Source organism: Flavobacterium azizsancarii (genome assembly GCF_027980145.1).
GTDB classification, from domain to species: domain Bacteria; phylum Bacteroidota; class Bacteroidia; order Flavobacteriales; family Flavobacteriaceae; genus Flavobacterium; species Flavobacterium azizsancarii.
Genome location: NZ_JAMZNK010000018.1, coordinates 34962 through 60396 on the forward strand (window position 1 = coordinate 34962; position 25435 = coordinate 60396).

Below are 25435 nucleotides of genomic sequence, written 5' to 3' on the forward strand. Positions count from 1 at the left end.
TATAAACAATGAACACATTAAAGCAAGTAGTAGTAAATCTACTAGGAGATTTTACAGCAGACTTTTACATAACATCTTCATCTTTGTCATGTTTGGTATTATTCTTAGTTTAAGAATACAAGCTCCAAAAAGAGATAAATTATCAGATAGTACTCCTATCAAATTCAGCTGGAGATTCTTACTGCAAGATAATTTAAAGAAATGGATAGAATCTTTAGTATTTGTGTTCTTATCTATCAGAATAGGAGCAGATGCTTGGGGTGTAGTACCTACTTATGTAAGTGCAGTAATTATGGGATTAAGTTTTGATTATTCATTAAACCTAATTGCGAAGCGAATAGAGAAAACTCACCGTAAAACTAGAGAAAATATTGAACTTTTAAATTCAGCTCCGACTGAATACTTACAACAAAAAAACAACCTCAAATTAATATCATATGAATAAACCAAAAATTACAGTAATCGTAAGCCTTTTAATTGTTTTGACAGGCTTAGTTGACACTAAATTCGATCTTTTGCAAGATGCAGGATTATCATTGGTAACTATCAACAGAATCAAATTAATCGGTTTAATTTTGTCGGCAGCATTACCAAGCATTACTTCTTTATTTTCGACAGAAGAAAGGTAGAAAACTCCAAGGGAAGGAATAAAAAATGCCGTACAATCAGCAATAACCCTTTGCCTTTATTTTAAACTGAAACATCCAGGATAAGAAGAAAAAATAAACGCTTTGATAATCCTGGATGTTTTCTTAACGACTTAAAATCGTTCTTTTTTTCTACTGAAACTAAAGAAAACGCCGATCTCATTTTTCTTTTTATGCGTTTTTCCATATTACTTTTACACGCTCAAAAGTCGAATAATGACATTAATCTATATACATTAATTCGCAAACTTTCAGGATATTTTTATAAAAACATCCTCCTCTCCTACTCAGAGAAAATAATTCTACCTGAATGAAATATTAATAGCAATAAATAACAAATCAAACACAAAAATCATGAGAGAGATGCCTGAAAATAACCAATAAAACAATCTAAAAAAACAGATTAATCTGTGATTAAAAAAATTAATCCAAGAACTGAATTCATCACAATCTAAAACTACATAATTTAAAAGAAAAAACATGGCTTTACAAACATTAAACACCATAAAACAATGGTTCAGAACGGGTTTAAAACCAACACAAACTCAATTCTGGGATACCTGGGATTCCTTCCGACATAAATTTGAAAAAATTCCTGTAAAAGATATCGACGGAATTGACGAATTGCTTTTATCCAAAGCTGACAAAACCGTTCTAGATAATCACCTCGCCGATAAAAGTGCTCATGCACCACAAGTAAATACAGACTGGAATAGTGAATCGGGTTTTAGTCAATTGCTTAATAAACCTGAATTTAGAACTGTTAATGGGGAAACTATTGTTGGAACCGGGGATATAGCTATCACTACTGAACCTGCAGATTTACAATCCGTTTTAGATAATGGGTCATATGCTAAGTTAGAAAATAAGACTGTACAAATATACAATCATGGAGCAAATCCACTTGATTATAGTCAATCAACCTCACACCCTAACTTTATTCAAATTACCAATATGAAAGATCATAATTCTGGTAGATTTGAAGTTGGTAGAGGTTTTGCTAATATTGTACAATCTACTGCAGATGGTAATACAACAACAGTAGAGTTTGAAAATAATTTTAGCGAGACAGGAAATAAAGTTAACATAAAATTTCCTTCAAAACCCACCGGAGATTATACCTTATCAACAACTTCTGATTTTAAAACAATCAATGGAGAATCTATTATTGGAGAAGGTAATTTAGACATTGAACCTCAAGGTCTAAAATCCGTTTTAGATGCAGATCCTACTGCTTCATATGGAGAAAGTAAAGCAACCTTAATGGGCAATTACGGTACTTCGAAATATAATGAGATTATCGTTTCTGATGAAACCGAAAAAACAGGTATCTATCAATTAAAAAATCAATTATCATTTGATCATACTGTATTAGATTCTAATGACATAGGAAACATAACACTTTCAGAAGGCAATGTTATATTAACAAGGGATAAGTCGAATAATCAAACGGTTGTCGATATATCTGATCCTGTCGCTAATACCCAATTAAGATTTCCTGCAAAATCAGAAGAAGGTAAAACATATACGATAGCTACCACAGATGATTTTAAAACCATTAACGGAGAATCTATTGTAGGTTCAGGTGATATCGTTGTAAGCGGAGGTAACGGCGATATACCTACTCTGCAAGAAGTATTAGACAAAGACAGAAATGCTACAAATGCAAGTATAAATCTCCTATCAGAGGGGGGAGAATCACAAACCACTGTACATGACGGAGGTCTTAATATTTCTGAAAAAACAGAGACCGGCTTTCTTATTACAGATATCAATAAACTGGGAGTTTCAGTAAGTAAAGATGAAGAAACTACTTTCGTAAATGTATTAGCTGATGAACTATCCTTAAATAAAAAATTATCAGGAAATCCTGTTAAACAAGGCATTGTATTAAATGAGAACAGTTCCGGAGCATCTACAATCAAGCTGCCTCTGACTTCAGATAGAGATGTAAAAACCTTAGCTACAAAAGAAGATTTTAAAACAATCAATGGAGAATCTATTGTTGGAGAAGGAGATATTACAATAGAGGGCGGAGCATCTCAGAATCTACAACAAACATTAGCTAATGGAAATACAACTAATTTAAAATCTATTTTTTCTAAAGGCAATTATGTTACGACTGTAGATCCTAGTTTTATTACAATACAACATCCTGAACAAGGATATTTAACCATAAATCCATATAGCATTCATTTACAGAGTCCCACTTCTACTGGATCAGCTTATTTATCGGGTATTAATGGCCTATCAATAGGTAATGAATCTTCTGCTTCATATCTTCAATACAATCCTTTATCCAATCAGAATGGTATTTATCTGTTTCCTTTAAATAAAGGTTTTGATCCACCTAGAACACTGGCTACAACAGAAGATTTTAAAACAATCAATGGAGAATCGATAGTTGGGACTGGTGACATTGCGATAGAAGGCGGAGCCACTTCAGATGCAACTAGTGCAGTAAAAGGGATTGTGAAACTTACCGGAGATTTAGGAGGTACAGCAGATACACCAACAACGCCTACAGCAGTTCACAAAACAGGAGACGAATTAATTTATGGTAGAAAAACATTCATAAGTGATAATCTAAATAAAAGCGCATCGGCTTTCGTAACTAGAGATAATGCTACAGAATCAGCATTGACAGCTAACAGTACGTCTACAACACTTCCGGCTTTTACAGCTCTGGCAACAGCCGATAACGCAGTGGGAATATCTGTTCGTAATTTCGGAACGAACTCTACAGGTATTAGGATAGAAGGCAATCAAAATAACCCATCTGTTAGCCGTCTATTAACGTTGTCAAATAAAAAGGCTTCTAATGGACAGGTTGATATAGCAACGCCTTTAACTATTTTAAGAGATGGCGAAACAGTCGCAACTATAAGTAATTTAGGGGGTTTTACCGGAAATTCATTTACAAAAACAGGAGGTTTAGCAAGTCAGTTTTTAAAAGCTGATGGATCTGTAGATTCAAATGTTTATAATAATGACGCAAATGTAATTCATAAAACGGGTGATGAATCTAAAAGCGGATTTTTAACACTTAATACAGGTTTAAAATTGGATAGTTCTTTTATATCCTGGCTTGGAAGCCCCTCGAAACCAACAGGTTCAGGATCTGCAACTATAACTGCCATAGGAAATGATATAGCTATAGCGTCTGGATCATCTTCACGACAATTTGCGACATTTAAAACTGATCTACTTAGTACGGCGCAAACTTATAGTTTCCCAAATAATAGTGGAGTAATAGCTTTGTTATCAGATATACCTACAAACGCCCCGGCCGGAACTTCAGGAAGTTATACCGCAACAGTCTCAGAAATAACTAATGTATCTATAAACGGGATAGGCAGAATGTCCAATTATATAAAAGTAGGAAATGTAGTTTCTGTTCAGGCTAACGTTAATTTGAACATCACTGCGAGCTCTACATTATCAAGATTTAGAATTTCTCTACCAATAAATATTGCAGGCTCTGCAACTAACTTTTATTGCGGTCAAGGTACCGTATTCACAACTACTGCCGGAACTGCGGCATACCCGTGTCAGGTATATTTAAATGGAGGCACTGAAGCTATTGTACAATTTAACTCCGAAATAGGAACGGGGCCGAGAGATGTATCTTTCAATTTTCAGTACGATATAACAAAGTCCAATTAGACAATACTTTATCTCAAGACACCAACTAAAAAATTAGCTAATATTCAAAAATAAACTCTAATTAATTTTTAAACCCACACCCAAAATCGTCTGAGAATATTTATCTCTAATGATTTTGGGTGTTTTTTGTCTGCGAATATCGGAGTGTAAAACTTATTCGAAAAATGTAGTCATAGAATTATTTTTTCAGAGAATAACAATTCTCCAAAATAGTCTAATTAAAAACCACAATCAATTAAATAACAAAATATTAACACTATTTACATTCTACTGAAACTACTGAAAACAGTCGTTCAATTTTTCGTTTTTCACGCACTTCTGCCCTATTTTTACATACTCTAATAACCTCTATTAGCATCCCCAAACAGACATAATAATACACTTTATTTTCAATTTTTTTTGAGAATGGATACCTCATCTGTAGACAATACCTTCAATAATCATATTAACCATTAAACATTCACCCATCATGGATTATACACCAAGAGACTTAGGAGAAACGCCTAAAACACCAGACATGAGCAATTTCAAAAATCCCTTGGGACAAACCACAGAGGGCAACATTTTTATAGAAAGTTTTAACATCACGCCCTTAAGCGTATCCGAAAAAAATGAAAGTCTCACCGAAGTCCTAAAAAAAGAAAGCAGAGACAGCAATATTTAATATCTAGAAATCTCTAAAATCATAAAAATGCCAGTTCAAACAATTCTACAAAAACTAAAAGAAAAATACGGTACACTATTAAAGCTGACCTCTGATGATCAAGTAAACACTGCTTATTGCAAAAAGCCAACTTTTACTACATTTCTTAATTATCAAAATAAATACAAGGATAATCCGCATGAAGCGATTCTGTTTTTATTTCAGGAATGTGTCCTGGCTGAAGAGAATTATGATGATGAATTCATGCTTTCGGCAGGAAATTCTATTGTCGCCATCATCAAAAACGATAGCGAATTCTCAATCGATGCCACACCACAAAAAGATGAATTCAAAAAGTCAGCTGCACTTATTCGGTATGCGTTTCATGTCGATCCGTATCAATTATCGATGGATGAGTTTTACAAACTGCTTGAAGAAGCTTTGTGGTTACAAAAACACAACGAGAAAAGAATGGAAAATACCTTCATGACTGCCTTTGCCCAAACATTTTCAAATTAAAAATAAAAAATAAATCATTATGAAATTCAATTTTAATGTAAACGAAATTTTAGCCACCAAAGAAACTGAATATAGCGGCATTAACTATAACGAATCAGAATCGAAAAATTTTATTATCGATAAAACCGGAGGCGAATTTAACCTAAGAGTCTTTGCACCATTGGTTTTTGAACCACTGGTAAAAAAAGACCTTAATTTACCCAGTTTGCGAATAGATGCTGTTACGGTTAACCTAAATCGTTCGAAAGTCATCAAAAAAGAAGGAATCGAAGGACGTGATTCAACCATCAAGGAACATATTACAAATGGGGATTTTAGCATTTCGATAGACGGACTAATCGCGAATGAAACTGGAGATGAATATCCAAAAGAAAAGCTTTTCTTATTGAAACAATTCCTCAATGCTCCTTATGCTTTAAGAGTAACGCATGCCATCTTAAACCGATTTGGTATCTATGAATTAGTGATAGACTCCTACTCTATTCCCTCGATTTCTGGAACAAAAAATATTCAAAAATTTACGGCCAGCGCAACATCAGATGAAACTGTAGAACTAATAATCAGAGACAATGCTTAACCTAAATGCCAAAATCAGGGTCTACGAAACGGTAAGACTCATTCCTACTCCTAAATTTTATGAATTTACTTATGTCAAAAATGTAGACATCAGCAGTTCGTACAAATCCCTTACGGATACGGCGACTATTGTAATGCCGCAAAAAGTATATACCGATACTAAAGGATTTGACCAGAACTTATTTGCCAACGCCAGCGGAGAAGAAAAATCAATTTATGATTTTTTTAAACTCGAAAATTTTATCGAAATATTTTTAGGCTATGATGGCGATTACAAACCGGCTTTCAGAGGTTATATCACAGGAGTACAAACTGATATCCATGCTGTCATAACCTGCGAAGATGCGATGTATGCTTTTAAAAAAGTAAAAGCAGTAAAAGACGATGATGTCCAGGATAAGAAGGATATCCTAAACGTAGTCGCAACCAACCCTACAACAAATATTGAAAGCTTTAATCCTAAAACTTTTTTTGAAAAAAGAATCAAAGAACTAAAATTACCTTTTAAAGTAAATGCACTTGACGAAGAATTAGGGAATGTCATGATTAACAGAAACCAAAGTTTAGCCCAGGTTTTTGAGATGCTAAAAGACAAAGGAATCTATACTTATTTTAAAACTGAAAATTTAGCACCTGTACTCACGATTACCAATAATCCGCAACAGCATACTACGGCAGAATTAGCCGGTTTTATTGATCGCAATTTTATCAAAAGTCCTTTAGCCGGAGCACTGGTCAAAAAATTAATCAATCAGGGACTTAGTCTTTTAGGTGCCCAGTTAAACAAAATAGCGCAATCTGTTTCCGGAGGTCTTTTAGGAAAAGCGCGTTTTAGATTTCGTTATAATATTATCGAAGATAAATTGGTCGTGGTTAATGAAACGACAAAAAACACCAGAATGCGGGTTGAGAAATACTTTAAAAATTCGAATACGCCAATTTATATCGAATTAGGTGATCCGAATGGGCAATTAGTCAAAACCCATGTATTGCATAATGACAACGATGATTTGCCTAATGATCCTGCGGCTTTCAAAAAAGCAACAACAGAAGTTGCTGCAGCATTGTACCAATATGCCGCTTCAAGGGCCATGCAATCGAAACCAAGCGGATTTGAAGGCTATTTCCTAACTTTTGGTGAACCATTCGTAAGACCTACAGACAAGGTAATTTTGGAAAACGCCAAGGACAAAGAAAAAAACGGCACTTTTCAGGTCGAAAAAGTAGAACGAAGTTATGGCGAAAACGGCTATAGGCAAAAGATTTATATAGGACGAAGAGTAGAAACAGTATAAAAACACAAAATGGGAAATATAACAGATTTAATAAAAGATGTCGCTGGTAAAAATCAAATTATTGAGACTTTTGCTGCAAAAGTCATCGAAATAAACACAGAAACAGCATCGCTCCATAATCCTGAAGATGCTTATACCGTAAACATCATGCGCGCTGATGGTGCCATACTTAAAAACGTACGATTGAAAGCTTCAATCCTCGATGCAGAACAAGGAATTATTATTATTCCTAAAAAAGACAGTTGGGTTTTGGCTACCATTATAGATGGAGTCGAAACGAGAGCGTTTGTTTCGCAATTTTCTGAAATTGAACGTTCTTTTATTCGATTCAAGAATGATGAAAATCAATATCTGGAAATCAATACTGAAGTAGATAAATTCCAAATGTTATTCAAACAATCCAGCGAAAATAATGCATCATCAACTGCAAAGCCTACTTACAAAAATATTGCTCAAATAGAATTTAGCGGCAAAAAAGATTCAAATATTACCACGTCTTTCTATGATGAAAATGGTAAAGAAATTGCTAAGAACATCTTTAATGGAAATCAGCAGCAAACTATTTTAAGTACTGTTAATGGTGAAGATATTAAAGAGCGTTTAAATTTCTCCCTTTCTTCTGGAGAAAATTCAAAGGCAGCAATACAATTTTTAGATAAAGAAGGTACTGAAAAACAAAAAATAACATTTGACGAATTACAGACCGAAATTAATCTCAATAAAGGAAATACCATCTTTAATTTAAAAGATAAAGAAGCAAAAGTCATCATTAAAGACGGTTTTGAAGCTTTAATTTCAGATACCAAAACTTCATTTATTAAGGGTAAATTAACTTTAGAAATGGATGATAAATTTAAAATTAATGCCGAAGGAAAAAATTTACTCACCGAATTAAACGGGCTGATTGATGAAATAGTTAAAATTACCGTTCCCACACCAGTTGGTCCTTCAGGTCCTCCAATCAATTCTACTCAGCTTACAGGAATAAAAGAAAAATTAGCACAACTATTAAAATAAAATAACAATGGCTTTAAATAAATCAGGTTTAGAAGGATCAATAAAAGCTCTTTTAAAAGAGGAAAAAGAAAAAACAGATAACGCGTCGTCTATCGATAACCTTGCAGCAAAATTAGCAACTGCAATCGAGGCGTTTGTCAAATCAGGAACCGTAACCACCACAGTAACTACAACAGGTTCTGCATCAGCCCAAACCGGAACGGGAACCGGAAGCATTTCTTAAAAGTTCTCGTTTTAAAATGAAAAAGCACCTATTACGTTTCAACGTAAGAGATGCTTTTTTTTATTTTAAAAAATCTCAAAGTCTAATATTTCAAAGTCTCATTTTATTTAGAAAAATATTAGTTTAATTTTTTTCTCAAAGTCTCTTCCATTTCATAAAATTTACTTTCGAGATCGTGAATCTTTTCATAGATATTAATAGGATCGGGCATTTGCTTAGAAGCATACATGCTTGCGTACCAAACTTCCAGAATATCCTCGGCATAAATAGAATACATTGGGTAATTTCCGTCTCTGTTGTCGGATTTCAGGATTAATTTTCCACTTTCCCTGATTCGGTTTAAAACCCTTTTTACTACTACTCCATCATTCTTACTGATAATAACATAAATTCTTCCGTCAAGGATATCATCAAAATTATCGACGTATTTCCCAAAAAGGTAATCGCCGTCATGAATGGTTGTCGACATCGAGTTTCCTTTTATTTCAAAACATCTGTAGGTACCGTTTTTTAACATTGGCATACTGAATGACGGAAGACTTTCCATATATTCCGGATCAGAATAACCGTCTAAATAACCTGCTCTTGCTTTTACTCCGACAAAATTAATATTCTCCTCCCCGTCTTCATTTACCGTTATAATCTTAGGTAGATTCAGCCCCACTTCGCCAGTTGTTTTATTGGCGAAAATTTCATCACTATTTCCAAAAAAATAGTCCGGGTTTACATTACAATGCGTAATGATACTTTGCAGCAAATCAAAACCTGGCTTTGTCCTTTTTCTTTCTCCGTCAGACTGCAATCTTCCAATAGTGATACTATCTATTGTAGTACTGGTTACTCCTATTAACTTCGCAAATGAGTTATTATTTAACTTCAGCTCGTCTATAATACGTTTTATCTTAGTATGTATTTCCATGTTGTTGCATTTGTTTTAATTATGTAATATGTTTTAAATAATAATACACATTCCACTATATGTTGCAAAACTAAAAAATATATCATAAATAATAGCATTCTTTTCTATTTATTTTACGTAACAGCTGAACATAAAGACATTTAAAGCCTTTTTCTTACTGTATTACTCTAATAGTCAATATAAAAAACTAAATCATATTACTGAAATTACTGCATTTTTCATCGTAATATGTTGCACAAACTAAAACATATGTTGTATATTTGTCAAAAATAATCCACCATATGATTCTAAAAGATTTTTATACCGAAAAAAAGAACGCAATCGAAATAGAGTTCACTTCTAATGCACCAATAGTTCAACTTTATAGTGATGCCATTTTTAAAGATGCTATTGAAACACCGGTAGTAATGTTTAAATATGATACCGTAGACTGGGAAACATCTTCTGAAAAAAACTACAAAGCAGATGTATCATTTTGTCTGTATATAATATTACCTGTAGCAACTATTTCTTCTACAAGTTATGCAAATGCGTTTGATATTGCCCAGCGAATAGACAAAGCAGTATTGTCTAAAAGCAACAGTAATGCTGCTATAGATACTAACTCAACGTTTAAGATAAGAGAAAAACAATGTACAAACGAACACACGTACTGGAACAAAAATGATTTTTTTATTTGGGAGATTACCTATAAAACCACCTTGATAGAAAATATCTTAAAAAAGAAATACATCCTTTTTAATAATGGTTTAAGCAATGAAGAACTGGAAGAGTTAGGATATGACTTAGAATCCGGAATCATCGCAATAAATCCTAATCAGGTCGAAGAAAATATCGATTTAAAAACCAATACTTAATCTCAATAAGCAATCAAATAAATTACATGGCATAAAAATACCGCAGCACACGAAGCCAAATCATAAATAAAATCAACCCATCTTTTTAAAACCCAAGACATGAGAAGAAGCAGAACACTATTAGACAAAAGGAGAGAGTATGTGATCAACTATCTAAATAGAAATCAAGCTAAACAAATGAAAGTTGTAGTATCTGAACTTTCGGATACTTTGTTCCTGACGGAGCGTACTATTTACACCATTATCAACGAAGGACTCGCTACAGAGGCGAGAGCTTAAAACACTGAAACTACTGGTTTTGACGATCAAAAAAATTGGAAAAAGCAACCTTGAGCCTTAAATTTGTACTCGATATCAAAAGCAAGTTTATCTCCTGGCCAAGAACAGGATCCAATTGAAAAACCGGTTTTTATACCACGTCCAAAAATACCCTTTCTACTTTTTGGATTCCCGATTACGAATATCATTTTTAACATAATAAATAGCTGATTCATAACAAATTAAACAACTTGTTACGGCCCTTCTTTTGCCTTTTTTCGGGCAAAAAACAAGAACAAATTTTCAACACTTAAAACAATTTATATTATGAGTACATTAAACGATGTAGTGATTACCAAACTATCAGGCGGATTAGGAAGAAGAAGTCCGGAGCAGGACATGGTTTCAGGATTACTTTTTGATGAACCTACCGGGATTTTGCCTGAATTAAAATTAGAATTAGAATCTGACACAGTAAAACGTTTAGCATCATTAGAAGATGCCGAAGCCTTAGGTATTACAGAACAATATGATGTAAGTGGTCAGTCTGTTTCCTATCAAATTCAGCAATTTTTCAGAATGAATCCTTCCGGTGATTTATATATTATGAAAACTGCTGCCACTTCTTATGAGGACATTGTTGCTAAAGCAATGGACATGCAGGAAAAAGCAAACGGAAATATTCGTCAAATGGCCATTATCTATTCCGGAGCAACCACATTTGCACAAACTCAAGCTGCAGTTTTAGCAGCGCAAACTCAAGCTGATCTTGCTTATGCAGATTATATGCCTTTTGAAATTATTTTAGAAGGAAAAGGTTTTACTGTTGATGCAGCTTCTTTAGCCGGATCAGATTCTGAAAACGTATCTGTAGTTGTGGCTATGGATTTGGAAAAAGCAAGTAAATACAAAAATTCAGCAGCAGTTGGATTAGCATTAGGTGCCATTTCTAAAGCAAAAGTATCTGAAAACATTGCCTGGATCGAAAAATTCAATCTAACTGGTGAAGGTTTTGCCAAAGCTGGTTTTGTAGGCGGAAAAGAAATTAAGGATCTTGGCACTTTAAGAGAATTAAACGAAAAAAGATTCATTTTTACAAAAACGCACACTGGTTTACCTGGTCTTTATTTTAACGACAGCCACACCTGTACTCTTGGAACTTTAGACTTTGCTTATGTCGAAAACAACCGTACAATCAATAAAGCTACTCGTTTATTACGTACCGCTTTATTGCCAAAATTGGCTTCTCCGGTTTTAGTAGATATTGATGGTAAACTGCCTCAATCTGTTTCAAAAAGCTTTGAAGGTTTATGCAGATCTGCTTTAGAAGGAATGGTAGGCAATCAGGAAGTTTCTGATTTTGATGTTTATGTTGATCCAAAACAAAACATTTTAGCCACTTCAGAATTAAAAGTAAAAGCTGAAATTACTCCAATTGGAACTGCCCGTAAAATTATGGTTGATTTAGGATTCAAAAATCCATTCGGAATCGATAAAGCATAATTTATACGATTTCTTATCATTTACTAACAATAAAAATTCACCATTACTATCACGATAATTGAGTTACTCTAAAAAACAATTAATCAAAAATGATAGCTCCCGAGCGTTATCGGGATTGTAAAAAACAAATCAAGATACATATGAATAAATTACCCTTAATTAACGGACAACAACACAGCTGGTCATCTATTGAAGTAAGTATTGCAGGTAATATCGTTACCGGAATTACAGCTGTAAACTATAGCGACTCAGTTTCTAAAGAAAACCATTACGGAGCCGGAGATATGCCGGTACACAGAGGTAGAGGAAAATACGAGGCAAAAGCTTCAATTACTTTATACAATTACGAAGTAGAAGCTATTTTAGCCGCTTTACCAAAAGGACAAAGATTGCAGGACATCAATCCGTTCAGCATCATTGTAAGTTACCTGGACGACAGTAACGAAGTAATCACACACACTGTTAGAAACTGCGAATTCAACTCAAACAGCAGAGGAATTAGTCAGGGAGATACTAAAATTGCGGTATCTTTTGACTTGATCTGTTCTCATGTTGAATGGAATTAATCATCCCGATAAATTCCTAACATTATAATACCCTTCCCTGTCTTTAAAACCGACTAAAAAGAGAAAACCAATATCAATTGCGGTATGCAAAAAAGGAGTTCAAAGAACATGATTTTTGCCAGCAAACTTATTCTATAAGCTCTTTATTAGTCCGCTTTAAGCAGGGCATCTTCTTCAAGAGGCTGCCTCGAGATTATTCAACCCCAAAACAATAACTCAGGCAGTCTCTTTTTTTTTAAAATCTGCATCTCTTAATAATTCAATTTCTATTAAAAATAAAACGTCAATCAGCAATTATAGCTGAATATGACATTTATGCATGTGTCCGCTAATTCTTTGTTATTGCAATAGAATAAACGCAAAAGACACCACTCAATCCGATACCAATTTACCCTATCATAAAAACAATAAAAGAATTTTAAAATGGAAACAGAAAACTCAAAAAACATCGACGTTCTTGACGGAAACATCACTCAGGCGCAACTCAACCAATGGAAATACAAACATAAAAAAGTAGTAAAACTGACCATTGCAGATGACGACAAAACGACTTTGTTTGCCTATTTTAAAAAACCGGATATGAGCATTCGTTCTGCCGTATTGCAAGCTTCTAAAATGGACGAGTTTAAAGCTCTCGAAGTATTATTCAAAAACTGTTATTTGGGCGGCGATGCCAAAATAGAACAAGAAGACGATTTACGTCTCAATATTACCACAGCATTCTCAGATCATATCCAGCCGAAACCTGTTAAAGTAGAAATACTGTAACAAACACCTTTTTTGCCCTTTCCTAAAAAACTATCCCAATGATTATTAAAAACCATACAATAGAACTAAAAGATACCAGTGCTTCTGAAATGGCCAAGTTTAGGCAAATTATGCTGGGTATTTGGCGTCAGCAGATTGAGGATGATAAAAATACTGACGAGATGATTAAGTATGCTAGCACTTCTAACATAAATAACAGCACTAATTTGGTTTCGTTATCAAAAATTATAGAAAGCATTAAAAATAAAATTGGAGAAGTTCATGAGCACATGTTTTTTCATGATTTAGTTGATATTCCAAACAGTATTCCTGATGGTTTCGAAGAGTTCACTTATGATGATAGTCAGGGAAATGTAAAACAAGCTGGAATTCTTTTAAAATCGAATCAGTTTAAGGGGATAAATTTGATAGCAAATACTTTTCAGGCATTTATTGAAATCGGAAGTGAACAAACCGATTTTATACTAACTATTTTCAATAATGATTTAACTCAAACCGCATTCAAATTTACCGTTCATGATTTTGATCTTTTTATGGCCCTTTTTAAGTCTTTAGGAATTAAATATAGCGATACTGGTAACAAAGCTGTCATTGATTTATATATTAAAAAAATAAAAGACGCTAAAAATGATCCTAACCAACTAGACGTCATCTATCAATCATATCCTAAAATTTTATTTGGAAAAATGGACGATTCGGATTTATACAAACATCTGGATCTTATTTTAAATGATATGTATTTACTTGGAGGGTCGGTTGGTACAAATGAAGACAAAGCTGTTTTACAAATTCTTTACGCAATAAAAGACAGGCAAAGTTTGTATATAATTCTTAGAGACTCAGACTTGTTATGCAATATATACAGAAAGCTACAAGGTGATGAACTCCAAGATCTACTTCGATTTGTAACTCATTTAGTTGCTGAATTTGACAATTCAAAACCAACAGATACTGTGTATTTTGACAACAGTTATTATTTATTTAGAGATACGCATATAAAAACTGCTTGGTCAGGAAATAACATTTTGATCGATAATTGTAAAAAAACGGATAAGACTGAAACAATTGGAAAAGCTAGAGCTTCGATAAGTGCAAAAGATCTTGATAGAATAAACCCTCCAGGAGTCTACGAAGTACCCGTTTTTGAGCATTATATTGAATGGAAACCATTTAATCCATTAGCAAAATTAAACTTTGGTACAAAACTGGGAGATTTGGGCGATCAAATAGGCGACGAAAATACGTTTGTTATTGCCTTAAAGCTTCATAATATGGCTACTAAACAATCAAACTGGGATTTGTTTAATATTGCCACAGATTTATTGAGTTTATTATCTGCGGTTGGTGCATTGCGTATTGTTTTGGCAAAAGGAGCACCTATGACAGCGAGAGCACTTGCAGGAATTGTTTTAGCAAAAGACGCTACTCATTATGCTATGTTAAGTAATGGTACTTTAGAAAAATGGCATAAAAATGGTTATGGTTGGCTAGCCAATCTCTGGATCGCTTTTAGTGTAACAGCAGATCTTGCTTCTTTTGGATTACCTAATTTATCAAAAATGGCAAAGGAAGGAAATGCAGCGGCTGAATTGGCAGAAACAGCAAAAGATGCGAAAGAAACAAGAAAGGTTATTGAGGAAGCAAACAAAATTGTTGAAGTTCAAACAGGAAAAGATGTTTCAAAGATGACTGAGAAACAGTTTGAAAAATTTGTAAAACAAACAATGATCGATAATCGTAAAATAATTACTTTAGCGGATATAAATCAGTTAGGAATTGCAAATAAAATTCAACTAGTTGACGAATCAGGCGAAAACGTAGCTTATATTACTCGAAATATGCGATATGGCGCTAAAAAAGGAATTACTTACGAGTTTAACGCTCTAAGAGAAGCTGGAACGATTAAAAAAGGTAGTAAAACTGACCTAAAGTGCGAAATGAAATTACTAGATAGCGAATCTGCAAAAAAATATGATTTGACTGTAAAACAAAATGAAGAAATTTTATATCTTGATTTTAATATTCCACCAAAAATTAATGAGCAATATAGCGGTTTAGGACAAATAATTTTTGATGACGCACATACTTTTATGAAAAACAGCAAAAAAGTACCTGAAATAAGCGGTATGTTTGGTGTTTGGATTAAATATCCCGCATATTATGCACATTACGGTGGAGAATCTATTAATCTTAAAAAGTTTTTGAAAGCCATAGATAGTGGAATGGATGAAAAGAAAGCTGCTTTTGAAACTATTACTGGAGGATGGGCGAAAGATAACGGATATACCAAGGTTGAATTTCAAAAAGAATGGTCAAGAGAAGAGGTCATTGTTAAATTTTTAAAAGAATAAAAATGGGAAATCATTTATACGAAAACGGAGATTGGATATTTATTAGTAATTCAACTATTAAAGAAAAAACTAATAGGGATTTCTATCCTGTTGATTTAGAATCTAAAAACAGAAAATGGGGAAGTAATGAAAACCTAGATTTAAAATACTCTATTATTTTAGATGTATTAAAAGAAGTAATTCCAGAAAAAGCTAGCAAAAAGGGAATAATGGATGTCGAATTATCAATGGAAGAAGTTTCAGGAATAAAGACAGTCTTTGAACGTGAAATAAATCACTTATTATCTATCAGAAAACTTGCAAAAGATGGATATAATATTTTAGTCTTCGATAAAGAAATTAAAGTTGACACAAGGAATCAAGCTCCAACAGATGGTCGCTTAGTAGCTTTTAATGACATCTATTTAATTGCGAAAGAATGTCTGGATGAAAACAAACCTATGTTTTTAAGTATTGATTAAATTCAATTGCAAAAATATAATTTATTACAAACCCGTTTTTCAATTCAAGAAAAACGGTTTTTTTTTGTCATCTATTTGTTTCAAGTGACAAAACAAAGCTACAAAAAGCAAAACATCTTCTACTGAAACTACTGACTTACAACTCCATATTATTTTTCAAACACGCTATTTCGGCGTATTTTTACAGTGTTATTAAAACGTGTTTCACCTCTTAAATGTGATCACAAAAAAGGAACTTTTCAAGCTTTATTTACAAGTTTTTCTTAACCGTAAATAAATCCTTAAACACAAATAATCTTATTGCAGCATAAAAATCCTGATTGTCGTTAAACTATCAGGAAAGGCTTTTTATTCTCAAAATTTGAAATCTTTAATACACACAAATATGGATCAAACAACAAAAAAACACATCGATTTACTGCATCCTTCTGTCAGGGAAGAAGTGACTAAAATCATCGAAGAATGCGATCTGGCATTAATCGGACGCGCAAAAGTACATATTACGCAAAGTCTCAGAACTTTTCAGGAACAGGAAGACCTTTATGCTTTTGGCAGAACGAAACCCGGAAAAAAAGTAACTAATGCAAAAGGCGGACAATCTATTCACAATTATGGCTTTGCGATAGACATTTGTCTGATTATAGATGGTAAAACAGCTTCCTGGGATACGGCAAAAGACTGGGATGGTGACCAAATTTCGGACTGGCAGGAATGTGTCGAAATTTTCAAGAAACACAATTGGAACTGGGGCGGAGACTGGAAAACCTTTAAAGATCTTCCGCACTTTGATAAAAAAGGATACAGCGACTGGAAAGTGCTCAGTAAACTAAAACGTGACAGAAAAAACTATGTAATCTTATACAAATAATCAGATGAAACATTTAAAATTAAGACACCTCACTTTTCTAATTGCCGTTTCTTTTGTAATTACTTCCTGTACCTCAACCAAAACAGCCCTTTTCGATCATTATTCTTATCAAAAAACAACAGAGATAAAGGTAGAAACTTCGAAATTAATGAGTCAGGCAAGTACGCCTTACACTTCAAATAAAGAAGCAATTGAAGTTTTATTTCTGAACATTGAAAAATTGACCGAATATGAAAAAAGTAAACCCAATAACGAAATCACTTTTGCGATGTGGAAAATCCTAAACGACAAAGAAAAAAATCTTTTGGCAGGTTTCTTCCAACGGTGGAAAACGAAAGAAGTTTTATCTCCAACCTTTATAGAGGAATCCAAAAAACAGGTTTTAGAGGCTGTGGATTTGCTGATTCAATACGAAATTAAAAAAGACAAAGAATCAAAAGATGCCCTTTGGGATTTAATCAACAGCAATACTTAAAACTATGAACAATGATCTATTAATAGAAGAACTAAAAGACAAACTGAAAGTTATTATAACCAAAAGTTATAAAGAGAATAAAACCGAATTAGAAAAGGATTTAAACGCATTTTTAGAAACCTCCAAAGAAAAACTGGAACGCTGGATGTTTCTTTTTTCTATAGGGGATTTAACCGAAGAAGAATTAGAATGGCTTCTAAAAAGCCAATTGGATTTGGTGACATTGCAAGCACTTCAAACTACCGGAATTTCAAAAATAAAACTCAATACGCTTAAAAATAATATTATAAAAATGATTTTTAAAGTGATTACAGAAATGATTATCCCAATCGCATGAAAACATTATTTTTAATTCAAAAAAAAGAATAATAAATTTCTAAAAATCAGACAATTAAACACAAACAACAACTTACTGAAACTACTGATTAGGAACCTCAAAAATCTTGGTTAAAGGCAAATCGCGGTGTATTTTTACAGTATCAAATAAAATAGCATCTTTTTGATATGGCGCGCAGATTCAAAAAGAAGTATTCATTAATAAAACAACAAATAATAACGGTATATGAAAGATTTTATCATAGATGAAGACTTGTTAATTACAGATGGAGATTTCGCCCTGAAACAGGCAGATCAGCAAAACATAGAACATCTATTGTTAAGCCAGAAAGGAAGTTATAAAGAGTTTCCGATTCTGGGAGTAGGAATCAAAAAATACATCAACAGTCCGGATGCAACCTCCAGGCTAAGACTAGAAAACGAAATAGACAAACAATTATCGTATGACAACTTTTTTGTAAAAACATTAGATGTCAACGATTTACAAAACATTAAAATCGATGGAAACTATTAAACCACAGGAAAACCAAAACATTTTTGACATCTCTTTGCAGGAATACGGAAGTATAGAGAAAGTATTCGACCTTTTAGAAGACAATAATCAATTTAACCTTACTGATGATATTTCTGTTTATGAAGATTTAAAAATTGGCAGGGAAGCTTTTAAAAAGGATATTGTCGAATATTACAATGCCCGAAATTTAAAACCTGCCACTTCTATTACAGACGAGGAACAGTATTTACTGGATAATTTCTCCGGAATTGACTATATGATTATCGAAGATGATTTTATCATTTATTAATTCATAACTTCAATGTTGATTGCTGGAAACGTTGGCTATCAATAGGCAGATTTTCGGATACATTTAAACCTCTGCTTTTAGAAATCTCTAAAGAAAACTACACTTCTGTAGTATTTACAAAAAAAACATAAAAAATTATCTATAAGCATATTACACATGTCTTACAGGCTAAACTATATCTAAAAATTAAAATATGGCACGTACAATTGCTGAAATACAGAACGAAATTCTGGATGAGAAAAAGAAACAATCCTCTTTAAACGGCTTAACAGACTCAAAAGCTGCGATTTGGAAACTCTGGATCAACATCGTCGCTACCGCGATCTGGATACACGAAAAAATAGTCGAAAAAAACGCCCTGATTTCAAGGCCTCACACCTTAAACTGGTATCGCGAACAGGCTTTGAATTTTCATTACGGGATGCCTTTAGATCCGGATTCGAACAACAGAATATCGCTGATTTGGAAAGAAGGTGCTTATCAATTTGACACCGCAGAACTCACCGACACCGAAATTGAGGCTGCTAAAATAATCAAACATTGTGCGGTAAGCGAAATTGACTTGGAAACGGTATTAAAACCCAAGGAAGAAATAGGAGATATAAAAGAAATTTTTTCGGATTATTTCCATAATAAAGTTGGTGTTGTTTTTATAAAAGTCGCCACTGTAAAAGACGATAAAATTTCTAGAATTGATGTTCCTAACGAACTTTATGCTTTTAAGGAATATATCGCTAAAATAAAAGATGCAGGAAATCAGGTATATATTACTTCTGACCAGGGAGATAATCTAAAAATGACTTTGAATGTTTACATAGATCCTCTAACTATTTATATTCATCCCAAAGACATTGGATACTATCAGTTAAAAAGTATCAGCAGGGATTTAACTGAAGAAGAAAAAAACAAATTAAAGCAATACGAAGAAGCGTTCCTAGAAAACCCACTAGATCCGGCAAACGGTTCCTTAATCTTAAACAATACAATATTTCCGATAACTGATGCTGTCAATGATCATTTGAAAAATATTGAGTTTAATGGCGCTTTTGTCAAAACCTATCTGGTTGACGCTATTCAGAAAGCATCAGGAGTTAAGATTCCGATATTGAAAAAGGTTGAAACCACCTGGGCAAAAAATCCTAATGACCAACAAAATCCGGAATATAAAGATGCTACCAATATCGAATATTTTATTCCGAATTCAGGTTATTTTGATATGGATACGCTTCAGGTTGAGCTCAACTACATTCCCTACACATTCTTCAGAGATAAACAATAGTCTAATATATATACAATGAATAAATACACCGTTTTAAAATGGGAAAAGCTGTTATTGTGGCTCATCCCTCCTATTCTTAGAAAAAAAACTCATATTGACTGGCTCGATGTTTTGCTGACACCCCTTCATACCATTTATGAAGAAACACTCTATAAAATGCAGCATACCGGACAGATTATTTATCTGGAAAAAGTACTGAACGAGACTTATAACCCAACTAAAAACTACAATCCTAATTTAAGTACAGAACAAAAACGATTAGAAGAGTTGATTTATATCGACGAATCCGTAAAACCTACTATACAATACGTACATCTGCACAAAGAGTATCACGAACCCGCTACTCGTTTACCAAATGGTACTTTAACAGAAGGCGCTTTGATGATTCCGCAATTGAAAGTTTTTACGCATAATGAATATAAAAACAGGAACAATAAACCTCCTTATCTCGCACATCGTGAAGACTATACAACAATATCATATGCCAATTTCAGAGTATTTATTCCGGAAAGTTTAATAACCAACAAAACGATAGTGATTGAGCCAAATGAAAATCAATCAGCACCAACTGAAGCTATTAAAGTAGCCAATGTAGAATACAGCAATCTGCTTAACTTCTATAAACTGGCCGGTAAAAGTTATGAAAGCTACTCCTATTCACTGAAAAATTAAAAATAAAAGCTGAGATATAAAAAACTCAGCATTGAAACAGCAGTATAAAAACAACAGCCTTTTAAATTAATAAAAAAATGAAACAAATAAATTTTAGTCATCCAGGAGGATTTCCTCTGGAGCAAGAAACTTTAGAAAGACTTCAAACCGCTTACAGAGCTGAATTATTCGGAGCTTTGAAAGCACATTTAAGTATTGAAATTGATAAAAACTATATCATAGCTCCGGCAACTAATGCTACAAAAGGCTGGGCCATTATCCAGCAAGACGAAAATAATTTAAAAAATCCTCCGGCAGTTTTACCAGAAACAACAGCGGTTTTATACCCTATTCAAAAAGGAGCTCCAACCGGATTTTTAAAAACCACCAGAAAAGGTACCAATTTAGTGTACGGAACCGGAGTATCTCAAACTGCTTATTTTGATTATGAAGCGGAGTACATTAGCCCCGAAGAGTATGCAAATCGCCCGGACACTTCTCATAATGACAATCTGTTAACCGTTTATTATTATGATTTAAGACCTTTTAAAATTGTTAAGGATCTCAAAACGATTGAACTGATTATTCAGACAATTGAGGAAAACATCAATTCAATTAAGACTAATATTTCTGCAATAGAAACTAACATTGACGCAGTTGAGGCCGACATTAAAAATTATTTACCCCTTAATGGCTCAAAGGCTATGAAAGGCGATCTGGATTTAGACATTTATAAATTATCAAAATTAGACACTAACGAAGCCGCTGTAGCCAATGTAAGAGCGATTGACTTTAGATTAGGTTCAGCAAGTAAAAGAGGATTAAGACATCCTGCAGATCCGTTAGGAAGAGCTTTGGTAGATAATAGTACCGCATCTAGTACAGGTCTTACTCTAAATTATGGTTCAGATTGGGAAAATACCAATATTGGAGGAAAAGTATATTTAGAGAATGTAAAATCATCAGATTCTATAGGTTCCTTACTAGTATTAGACAAAGCCAATCAGATTATTAAAAGCGATACACTAATTGAGTCGCTAATTGATCGCATCATAAAATTAGAAAAAAAACCTGCAACGGCTGTACCTTTGGGTGTGATTGCTCTTTGGGGAAAAGCTGCACCATTTCCGGAGGGTTGGGAAGAATATGTGCCCTTAAGAGGAAGAATGCCTGTTGGTCTGGATATCTCACAATTCGAGTTTAGTATTATGGAAGCCATGGGAGGAGCTAAAAGCAAACAACTTGCTATTGAGGAAATTCCTGCCCATACCCATACCTATGAAAAAGCAATTACAGGGCGTGGTTATCAAACTAGATCTGATGATAATCCGTTAGGAACAACCACTTCAGAAACTTCTGGCAGTGCTGGTGGAGGACAAGCTTTTTCTATATTAAACCCTTACAGAATAGTTCAGTTTATCGAATATACAGGACGCCCGGTTGATACAACAGCTCCAGTAAACGCTCCAAATTTAAGAGTTGCAGACGTTGGAAGAACATTTGTAGCCTTACAATGGTCTCCATCATTTGATGAAAGAGGCATTGCTAATTACTTGATATACAAAGATAATATTTTGGCTGCCACAGTAGCTGATGTAACTTCTTATGCTATTGGTGGTTTATCAAGGTCCAGAACGTATAATTTTTATGTTGTTGCTATGGATGCAGCAGGAAACAAAGGTCCAGTCAGTAATACTGTATCAGCAAAAACTAATTTGCTGTAATAGCCAAAAGGACCAATATAAAATAACTATAATACTCTTTTGGGGCTTAAAAACCCCAAAAGATTACTTATAAAGACCTCGAATTTATAAAAACACAATCCTACCATGCAAAAAATTTCAGAATATTCAAACGAAATTAAATTATTGCTTTATGGAATTTTTATTTACTTAGAAATGGATGTCGGAATTGTCAAAGTATTATTTTACCTCATGGTTATGGATACTTTTTTAGGTATTATCAAAACCATTGTATTGAACAACGCCTTTAGCTTCAAAAAACTAGCCCTGGGATTTGTTTCCAAGTTAGCTGTATTGCTGATACCAACTGCTCTGGCATTGATGAGCATAGGACTTAATTACAACTTTAAATGGTTTGTAACCATCGTAATGGACTTGCTTATTGTAAGTGATGGAATTTCTATCATCAGCAATATTATTGCCATAAAGACAAAAAAAGAAGTAGAAAATTTCGACGCAATGACATTAATTCTCAAGTCGGTAAGAAATCGCCTGATCCAACTTTTCAAAAGACTTCTGATCACAATCGATCCAAAATATCACATCGAAAAATAGAACAATCCCAAGACAATATTTTTTTACAATTACCATCCACTATTAAAATATAACAATCCTCTAATTTACTTTTCAAACCCATTAAATAATGGAGATAGTATAAAAATGATACGATTGACTTTTATACTATCTCTATTTATTACCGGGTAATACTAAAACTTCCTTTTTTGATAAGGTGTTCCTTCTCCATCTTCACAATAACTTTTCAGACTTAATAAAAACATTGCCCAATTGTAATTGCACCATTGGTAAAACTCAGTAAGTTCGCGCCAATCAAAATGTTTAAGGACAACCGCGGTTACTCCGTCCTTTTCTGTAAGGTCGAATGAAATTCCTGTCCCGATCCATTCCGGGTCAGAATCTACACATTCCCATACTATTCTTTTATTTGGAGACAATTCGACCACTTTCATTTTTGTATCATAATTATCGTCGAAATCAAACTCATTGATAAACCCCACTTCCGGCTTAACAATCAATTCTGTTGTCCAGACGGCAGCAAGACCTTCCTGTGTTGTCAGTACTTTATACACTTCTGCAATAGGTGATTTGATGTAATTAATGTGTTCGATTTTTTCCATTTTTATGATTGGTTATGGTTAGAAATTCAAAGTTAATAATTTTTATAGTACACAAATACAGTGTGTTTTTCTAAATATATCCGAGCGATTATGGTATTTATATTCAAAAATAGAAGAGCAATCTCAAACAGAATCAGGTGATCTATTTGAAGTTTTTCTCTGTTATGAGGATTAATTTAATTAACTTTAAATTAAATACTATAGTAAAAACAGATTAGGAATTACTTTGTTTTGTCCTGATCTAAAATAAAAGACACTATGAAAACGACTGCAGAAATAACATCCCCATACGATCTGAGTTTTATTAAGGAATTGCCCTTAATCAGTAAAAATGATATCGACAAAGTCCTCAATACCGCTCACAACTTGTTTACCGATCAGTCGAATTGGATTCCGGCGTATAAAAAAATTGAAATACTGGAAAAAACAGCTTCAATAATGACGGATCGAATCGAAGATTTATTAGTTACCGCAATAAGCGAAGGCGGAAAACCATGGCAGGATTCTAAAGCTGAGGTACTGCGCGCTATCAAAGGTGTAAAATTAGCCGCAGAACACATATCTCAAATAAAAGGGGAACAAATACCAATGGGGCTTACTGACGCCTCTTTAAACAGGATTGCTTTTACATCAAAAGAACCTATAGGAGTTGTAGCAGCTGTAAGTGCCTTTAATCATCCTTTAAATTTAGCTGTTCATCAAATCGTTACCGCAATTGCTGCGGGTTGTCCTGTAATTTTCAAACCTGCAACGGCAACTCCGTTATCCGGTTTCGCCCTTGCCGATATTCTAAAAGAAGCAGGATTGCCTACCGGATGGCTTCAGGTGATATTGTGTGACAATGAAACCGCAGAATTACTGGTAACAGATCCGCGTATTAATTTTTTATCCTTTATTGGGTCGGCAAAAGTAGGCTGGTATCTTAAAAGCAAGCTATCTCCCGGAACAAGATGTGCCTTAGAACATGGCGGGGCTGCTCCCGTTATTGTTGAAAGTGATGCTGATTTTGATGAAATGATTCCTTCTCTGGTAAAAGGAGGTTTTTATCATGCCGGACAAGTTTGTGTTTCGGTTCAGAGAGTGTATGTCAATCAGGAAATCTGTGATGCTTTTATTGAAAAATTTGCAGCGGCAACCAAACTATTAATTACGGGAGATCCGCTGGATAAAAAAACAGATGTAGGTCCGCTTATTACACCTAAAGAAGTTGATCGTGTCGAAGAATGGGTGAACGAAGCCATAAAAAAAGGAGCAACCTTAATAACAGGCGGAAAAAGAATTTCGGCTACTTTTTTTCAGCCTACTGTTTTGTTTAATCCTTCAGAGGATTCTCTTGTTTCTACTAAAGAAATCTTTGGTCCGGTGGTATGTATCTATCCGTTTATAGATCGGGACGAAGCAATAAAAAGAGCCAATGCTTTAGACGTTCATTTTCAGGCTGCTGTTTTTACAAAAAATATAGATATTGCTCTGGATACCGTTAAAAAACTAAATGCTACCGCAGTTATGGTTAATGATCATACGGCATTTCGCGTAGATTGGATGCCATTTGGAGGCAGGGATTCTTCAGGTATCGGAATGGGTGGAATTTCATATGCTATAAATGAAATGACCAGAGAAAAACTAATGGTTATTAAAAGCAAATTTTTATAATTTTTTCGTTGAGTATAATTTATAAACACATAAAAACATAGCTTTCATTTAGAAAAAAAAGTAACAAAAAGAAACTCATTTCTTTCAGATAGCTATGTGTATTTCAAATAAGTGAAACGCTTTTTATAAATAAACAAAAACTATGTTTCTATATGGTTAAGATCACACGCAACAGGTTCAACGTACTATAAGTAACCGAATTTAAATTCTAAAAAAAGAAAAA

Annotated in this window: 28 protein-coding genes; 26 read left to right on the forward strand and 2 right to left on the reverse strand. The window is 33.7% G+C overall.

Features of this window, described 5'->3' with window-relative positions:
* The first annotated feature begins 88 nt into the window (after nucleotides 1-88).
* From NJT12_RS12405 to NJT12_RS12445, 9 genes are all read left to right on the forward strand, one after another.
* The gene (locus NJT12_RS12405) at nucleotides 89-445 is read left to right on the forward strand and encodes a hypothetical protein (RefSeq protein WP_271336232.1); all 357 of its coding nucleotides are present in this window, start codon (nucleotides 89-91) and stop codon (nucleotides 443-445) included.
* Nucleotides 438-629, forward strand: coding sequence for a hypothetical protein (locus NJT12_RS12410; protein WP_271336233.1), 192 nt, complete (start codon nucleotides 438-440; stop codon nucleotides 627-629). Before NJT12_RS12405 ends, NJT12_RS12410 begins: the two co-directional genes overlap by 8 nt.
* 498 nt (nucleotides 630-1127) lie before the next feature.
* Nucleotides 1128-4313: a hypothetical protein gene (locus tag NJT12_RS12415; RefSeq protein WP_271336234.1), complete on the forward strand. Its 3186-nt coding sequence runs from the start codon at nucleotides 1128-1130 to the stop codon at nucleotides 4311-4313.
* A gap of 469 nt (nucleotides 4314-4782) precedes the next feature.
* Nucleotides 4783-4977 (forward strand): hypothetical protein, encoded by a 195-nt coding sequence (locus tag NJT12_RS12420; protein WP_271336236.1) that lies wholly within the window; start codon nucleotides 4783-4785, stop codon nucleotides 4975-4977.
* A 27-nt stretch (nucleotides 4978-5004) separates the two neighbouring features.
* On the forward strand, nucleotides 5005-5475 hold the full coding sequence (locus tag NJT12_RS12425; RefSeq protein ID WP_271336237.1) for a hypothetical protein: 471 nt from the start codon (nucleotides 5005-5007) through the stop codon (nucleotides 5473-5475).
* A gap of 19 nt (nucleotides 5476-5494) precedes the next feature.
* Nucleotides 5495-6052: a DUF6046 domain-containing protein gene (locus tag NJT12_RS12430; RefSeq protein WP_271336238.1), complete on the forward strand. Its 558-nt coding sequence runs from the start codon at nucleotides 5495-5497 to the stop codon at nucleotides 6050-6052.
* Nucleotides 6045-7346: a hypothetical protein gene (locus NJT12_RS12435; RefSeq protein WP_271336239.1), complete on the forward strand. Its 1302-nt coding sequence runs from the start codon at nucleotides 6045-6047 to the stop codon at nucleotides 7344-7346. The genes NJT12_RS12430 and NJT12_RS12435 overlap by 8 nt, the downstream gene beginning before the upstream one ends.
* Nucleotides 7347-7355: 9 nt before the next feature.
* Nucleotides 7356-8363, forward strand: coding sequence for a hypothetical protein (locus NJT12_RS12440; RefSeq protein ID WP_271336240.1), 1008 nt, complete (start codon nucleotides 7356-7358; stop codon nucleotides 8361-8363).
* 7 nt (nucleotides 8364-8370) lie between these two features.
* Nucleotides 8371-8586 carry a hypothetical protein gene (locus NJT12_RS12445; protein WP_271336241.1) on the forward strand — a complete coding sequence of 72 codons (216 nt, stop codon included), beginning with the start codon at nucleotides 8371-8373 and terminating at the stop codon, nucleotides 8584-8586.
* Between the two features lie 118 nt (nucleotides 8587-8704).
* Here NJT12_RS12445 and NJT12_RS12450 read toward each other — a convergent pair whose 3' ends face one another.
* A complete protein-coding gene (locus NJT12_RS12450; RefSeq protein WP_271336242.1) occupies nucleotides 8705-9505 on the reverse strand; it encodes an XRE family transcriptional regulator in 801 nt (266 codons plus the stop codon).
* Nucleotides 9506-9786: 281 nt separating this feature from the next.
* Between NJT12_RS12450 and NJT12_RS12455 the strand changes: the two genes are divergently transcribed.
* From NJT12_RS12455 to NJT12_RS12530, 16 genes are all read left to right on the forward strand, one after another.
* Nucleotides 9787-10362 carry a hypothetical protein gene (locus NJT12_RS12455; protein ID WP_271336243.1) on the forward strand — a complete coding sequence of 192 codons (576 nt, stop codon included), beginning with the start codon at nucleotides 9787-9789 and terminating at the stop codon, nucleotides 10360-10362.
* Nucleotides 10363-10461: 99 nt separating this feature from the next.
* Nucleotides 10462-10641, forward strand: a complete 180-nt coding sequence (locus tag NJT12_RS12460; RefSeq protein WP_271336244.1) for a hypothetical protein — start codon at nucleotides 10462-10464, stop codon at nucleotides 10639-10641.
* A gap of 306 nt (nucleotides 10642-10947) precedes the next feature.
* Nucleotides 10948-12123, forward strand: a complete 1176-nt coding sequence (locus NJT12_RS12465) for a DUF2586 domain-containing protein (RefSeq protein WP_271336245.1) — start codon at nucleotides 10948-10950, stop codon at nucleotides 12121-12123.
* A 140-nt stretch (nucleotides 12124-12263) separates the two neighbouring features.
* Complete coding sequence (locus NJT12_RS12470) at nucleotides 12264-12689, forward strand: hypothetical protein (RefSeq protein ID WP_035684757.1); 426 nt, start codon at nucleotides 12264-12266, stop codon at nucleotides 12687-12689.
* A 423-nt stretch (nucleotides 12690-13112) separates the two neighbouring features.
* Nucleotides 13113-13457, forward strand: a complete 345-nt coding sequence (locus NJT12_RS12475) for a hypothetical protein (protein ID WP_271336246.1) — start codon at nucleotides 13113-13115, stop codon at nucleotides 13455-13457.
* Nucleotides 13458-13495: 38 nt separating this feature from the next.
* Entirely contained in the window at nucleotides 13496-15808 is a 2313-nt protein-coding gene (locus NJT12_RS12480; RefSeq protein ID WP_271336247.1) for a hypothetical protein, read from the forward strand.
* Nucleotides 15809-15810: 2 nt separating this feature from the next.
* Entirely contained in the window at nucleotides 15811-16269 is a 459-nt protein-coding gene (locus tag NJT12_RS12485; protein WP_271336248.1) for a hypothetical protein, read from the forward strand.
* A 385-nt stretch (nucleotides 16270-16654) separates the two neighbouring features.
* On the forward strand, nucleotides 16655-17137 hold the full coding sequence (locus tag NJT12_RS12490; RefSeq protein ID WP_271336249.1) for a M15 family metallopeptidase: 483 nt from the start codon (nucleotides 16655-16657) through the stop codon (nucleotides 17135-17137).
* A gap of 4 nt (nucleotides 17138-17141) precedes the next feature.
* Nucleotides 17142-17612, forward strand: coding sequence for a hypothetical protein (locus NJT12_RS12495; protein ID WP_271336250.1), 471 nt, complete (start codon nucleotides 17142-17144; stop codon nucleotides 17610-17612).
* Nucleotides 17613-17616: 4 nt separating this feature from the next.
* Nucleotides 17617-17949: a hypothetical protein gene (locus tag NJT12_RS12500; RefSeq protein ID WP_271336251.1), complete on the forward strand. Its 333-nt coding sequence runs from the start codon at nucleotides 17617-17619 to the stop codon at nucleotides 17947-17949.
* 225 nt (nucleotides 17950-18174) lie between these two features.
* On the forward strand, nucleotides 18175-18462 hold the full coding sequence (locus NJT12_RS12505) for a hypothetical protein (protein WP_271336252.1): 288 nt from the start codon (nucleotides 18175-18177) through the stop codon (nucleotides 18460-18462).
* On the forward strand, nucleotides 18449-18751 hold the full coding sequence (locus tag NJT12_RS12510) for a hypothetical protein (RefSeq protein ID WP_271336253.1): 303 nt from the start codon (nucleotides 18449-18451) through the stop codon (nucleotides 18749-18751). Before NJT12_RS12505 ends, NJT12_RS12510 begins: the two co-directional genes overlap by 14 nt.
* Before the next feature lie 193 nt (nucleotides 18752-18944).
* A complete protein-coding gene (locus NJT12_RS12515; protein ID WP_271336254.1) occupies nucleotides 18945-20030 on the forward strand; it encodes a hypothetical protein in 1086 nt (361 codons plus the stop codon).
* A gap of 15 nt (nucleotides 20031-20045) precedes the next feature.
* Entirely contained in the window at nucleotides 20046-20702 is a 657-nt protein-coding gene (locus tag NJT12_RS12520; protein ID WP_271336255.1) for a hypothetical protein, read from the forward strand.
* Nucleotides 20703-20779: 77 nt separating this feature from the next.
* A complete protein-coding gene (locus tag NJT12_RS12525) occupies nucleotides 20780-22405 on the forward strand; it encodes a fibronectin type III domain-containing protein (RefSeq protein ID WP_271336256.1) in 1626 nt (541 codons plus the stop codon).
* A gap of 105 nt (nucleotides 22406-22510) precedes the next feature.
* Nucleotides 22511-22978, forward strand: coding sequence for a phage holin family protein (locus tag NJT12_RS12530; protein WP_271336257.1), 468 nt, complete (start codon nucleotides 22511-22513; stop codon nucleotides 22976-22978).
* Between the two features lie 152 nt (nucleotides 22979-23130).
* On the opposite strand, the gene NJT12_RS12535 is transcribed toward NJT12_RS12530, so the two are convergent.
* A complete protein-coding gene (locus NJT12_RS12535; protein WP_271336258.1) occupies nucleotides 23131-23559 on the reverse strand; it encodes an SRPBCC family protein in 429 nt (142 codons plus the stop codon).
* Between the two features lie 258 nt (nucleotides 23560-23817).
* Between NJT12_RS12535 and NJT12_RS12540 the strand changes: the two genes are divergently transcribed.
* Entirely contained in the window at nucleotides 23818-25212 is a 1395-nt protein-coding gene (locus NJT12_RS12540) for an aldehyde dehydrogenase family protein (protein WP_271336259.1), read from the forward strand.
* Nucleotides 25213-25435 lie beyond the last annotated feature (223 nt).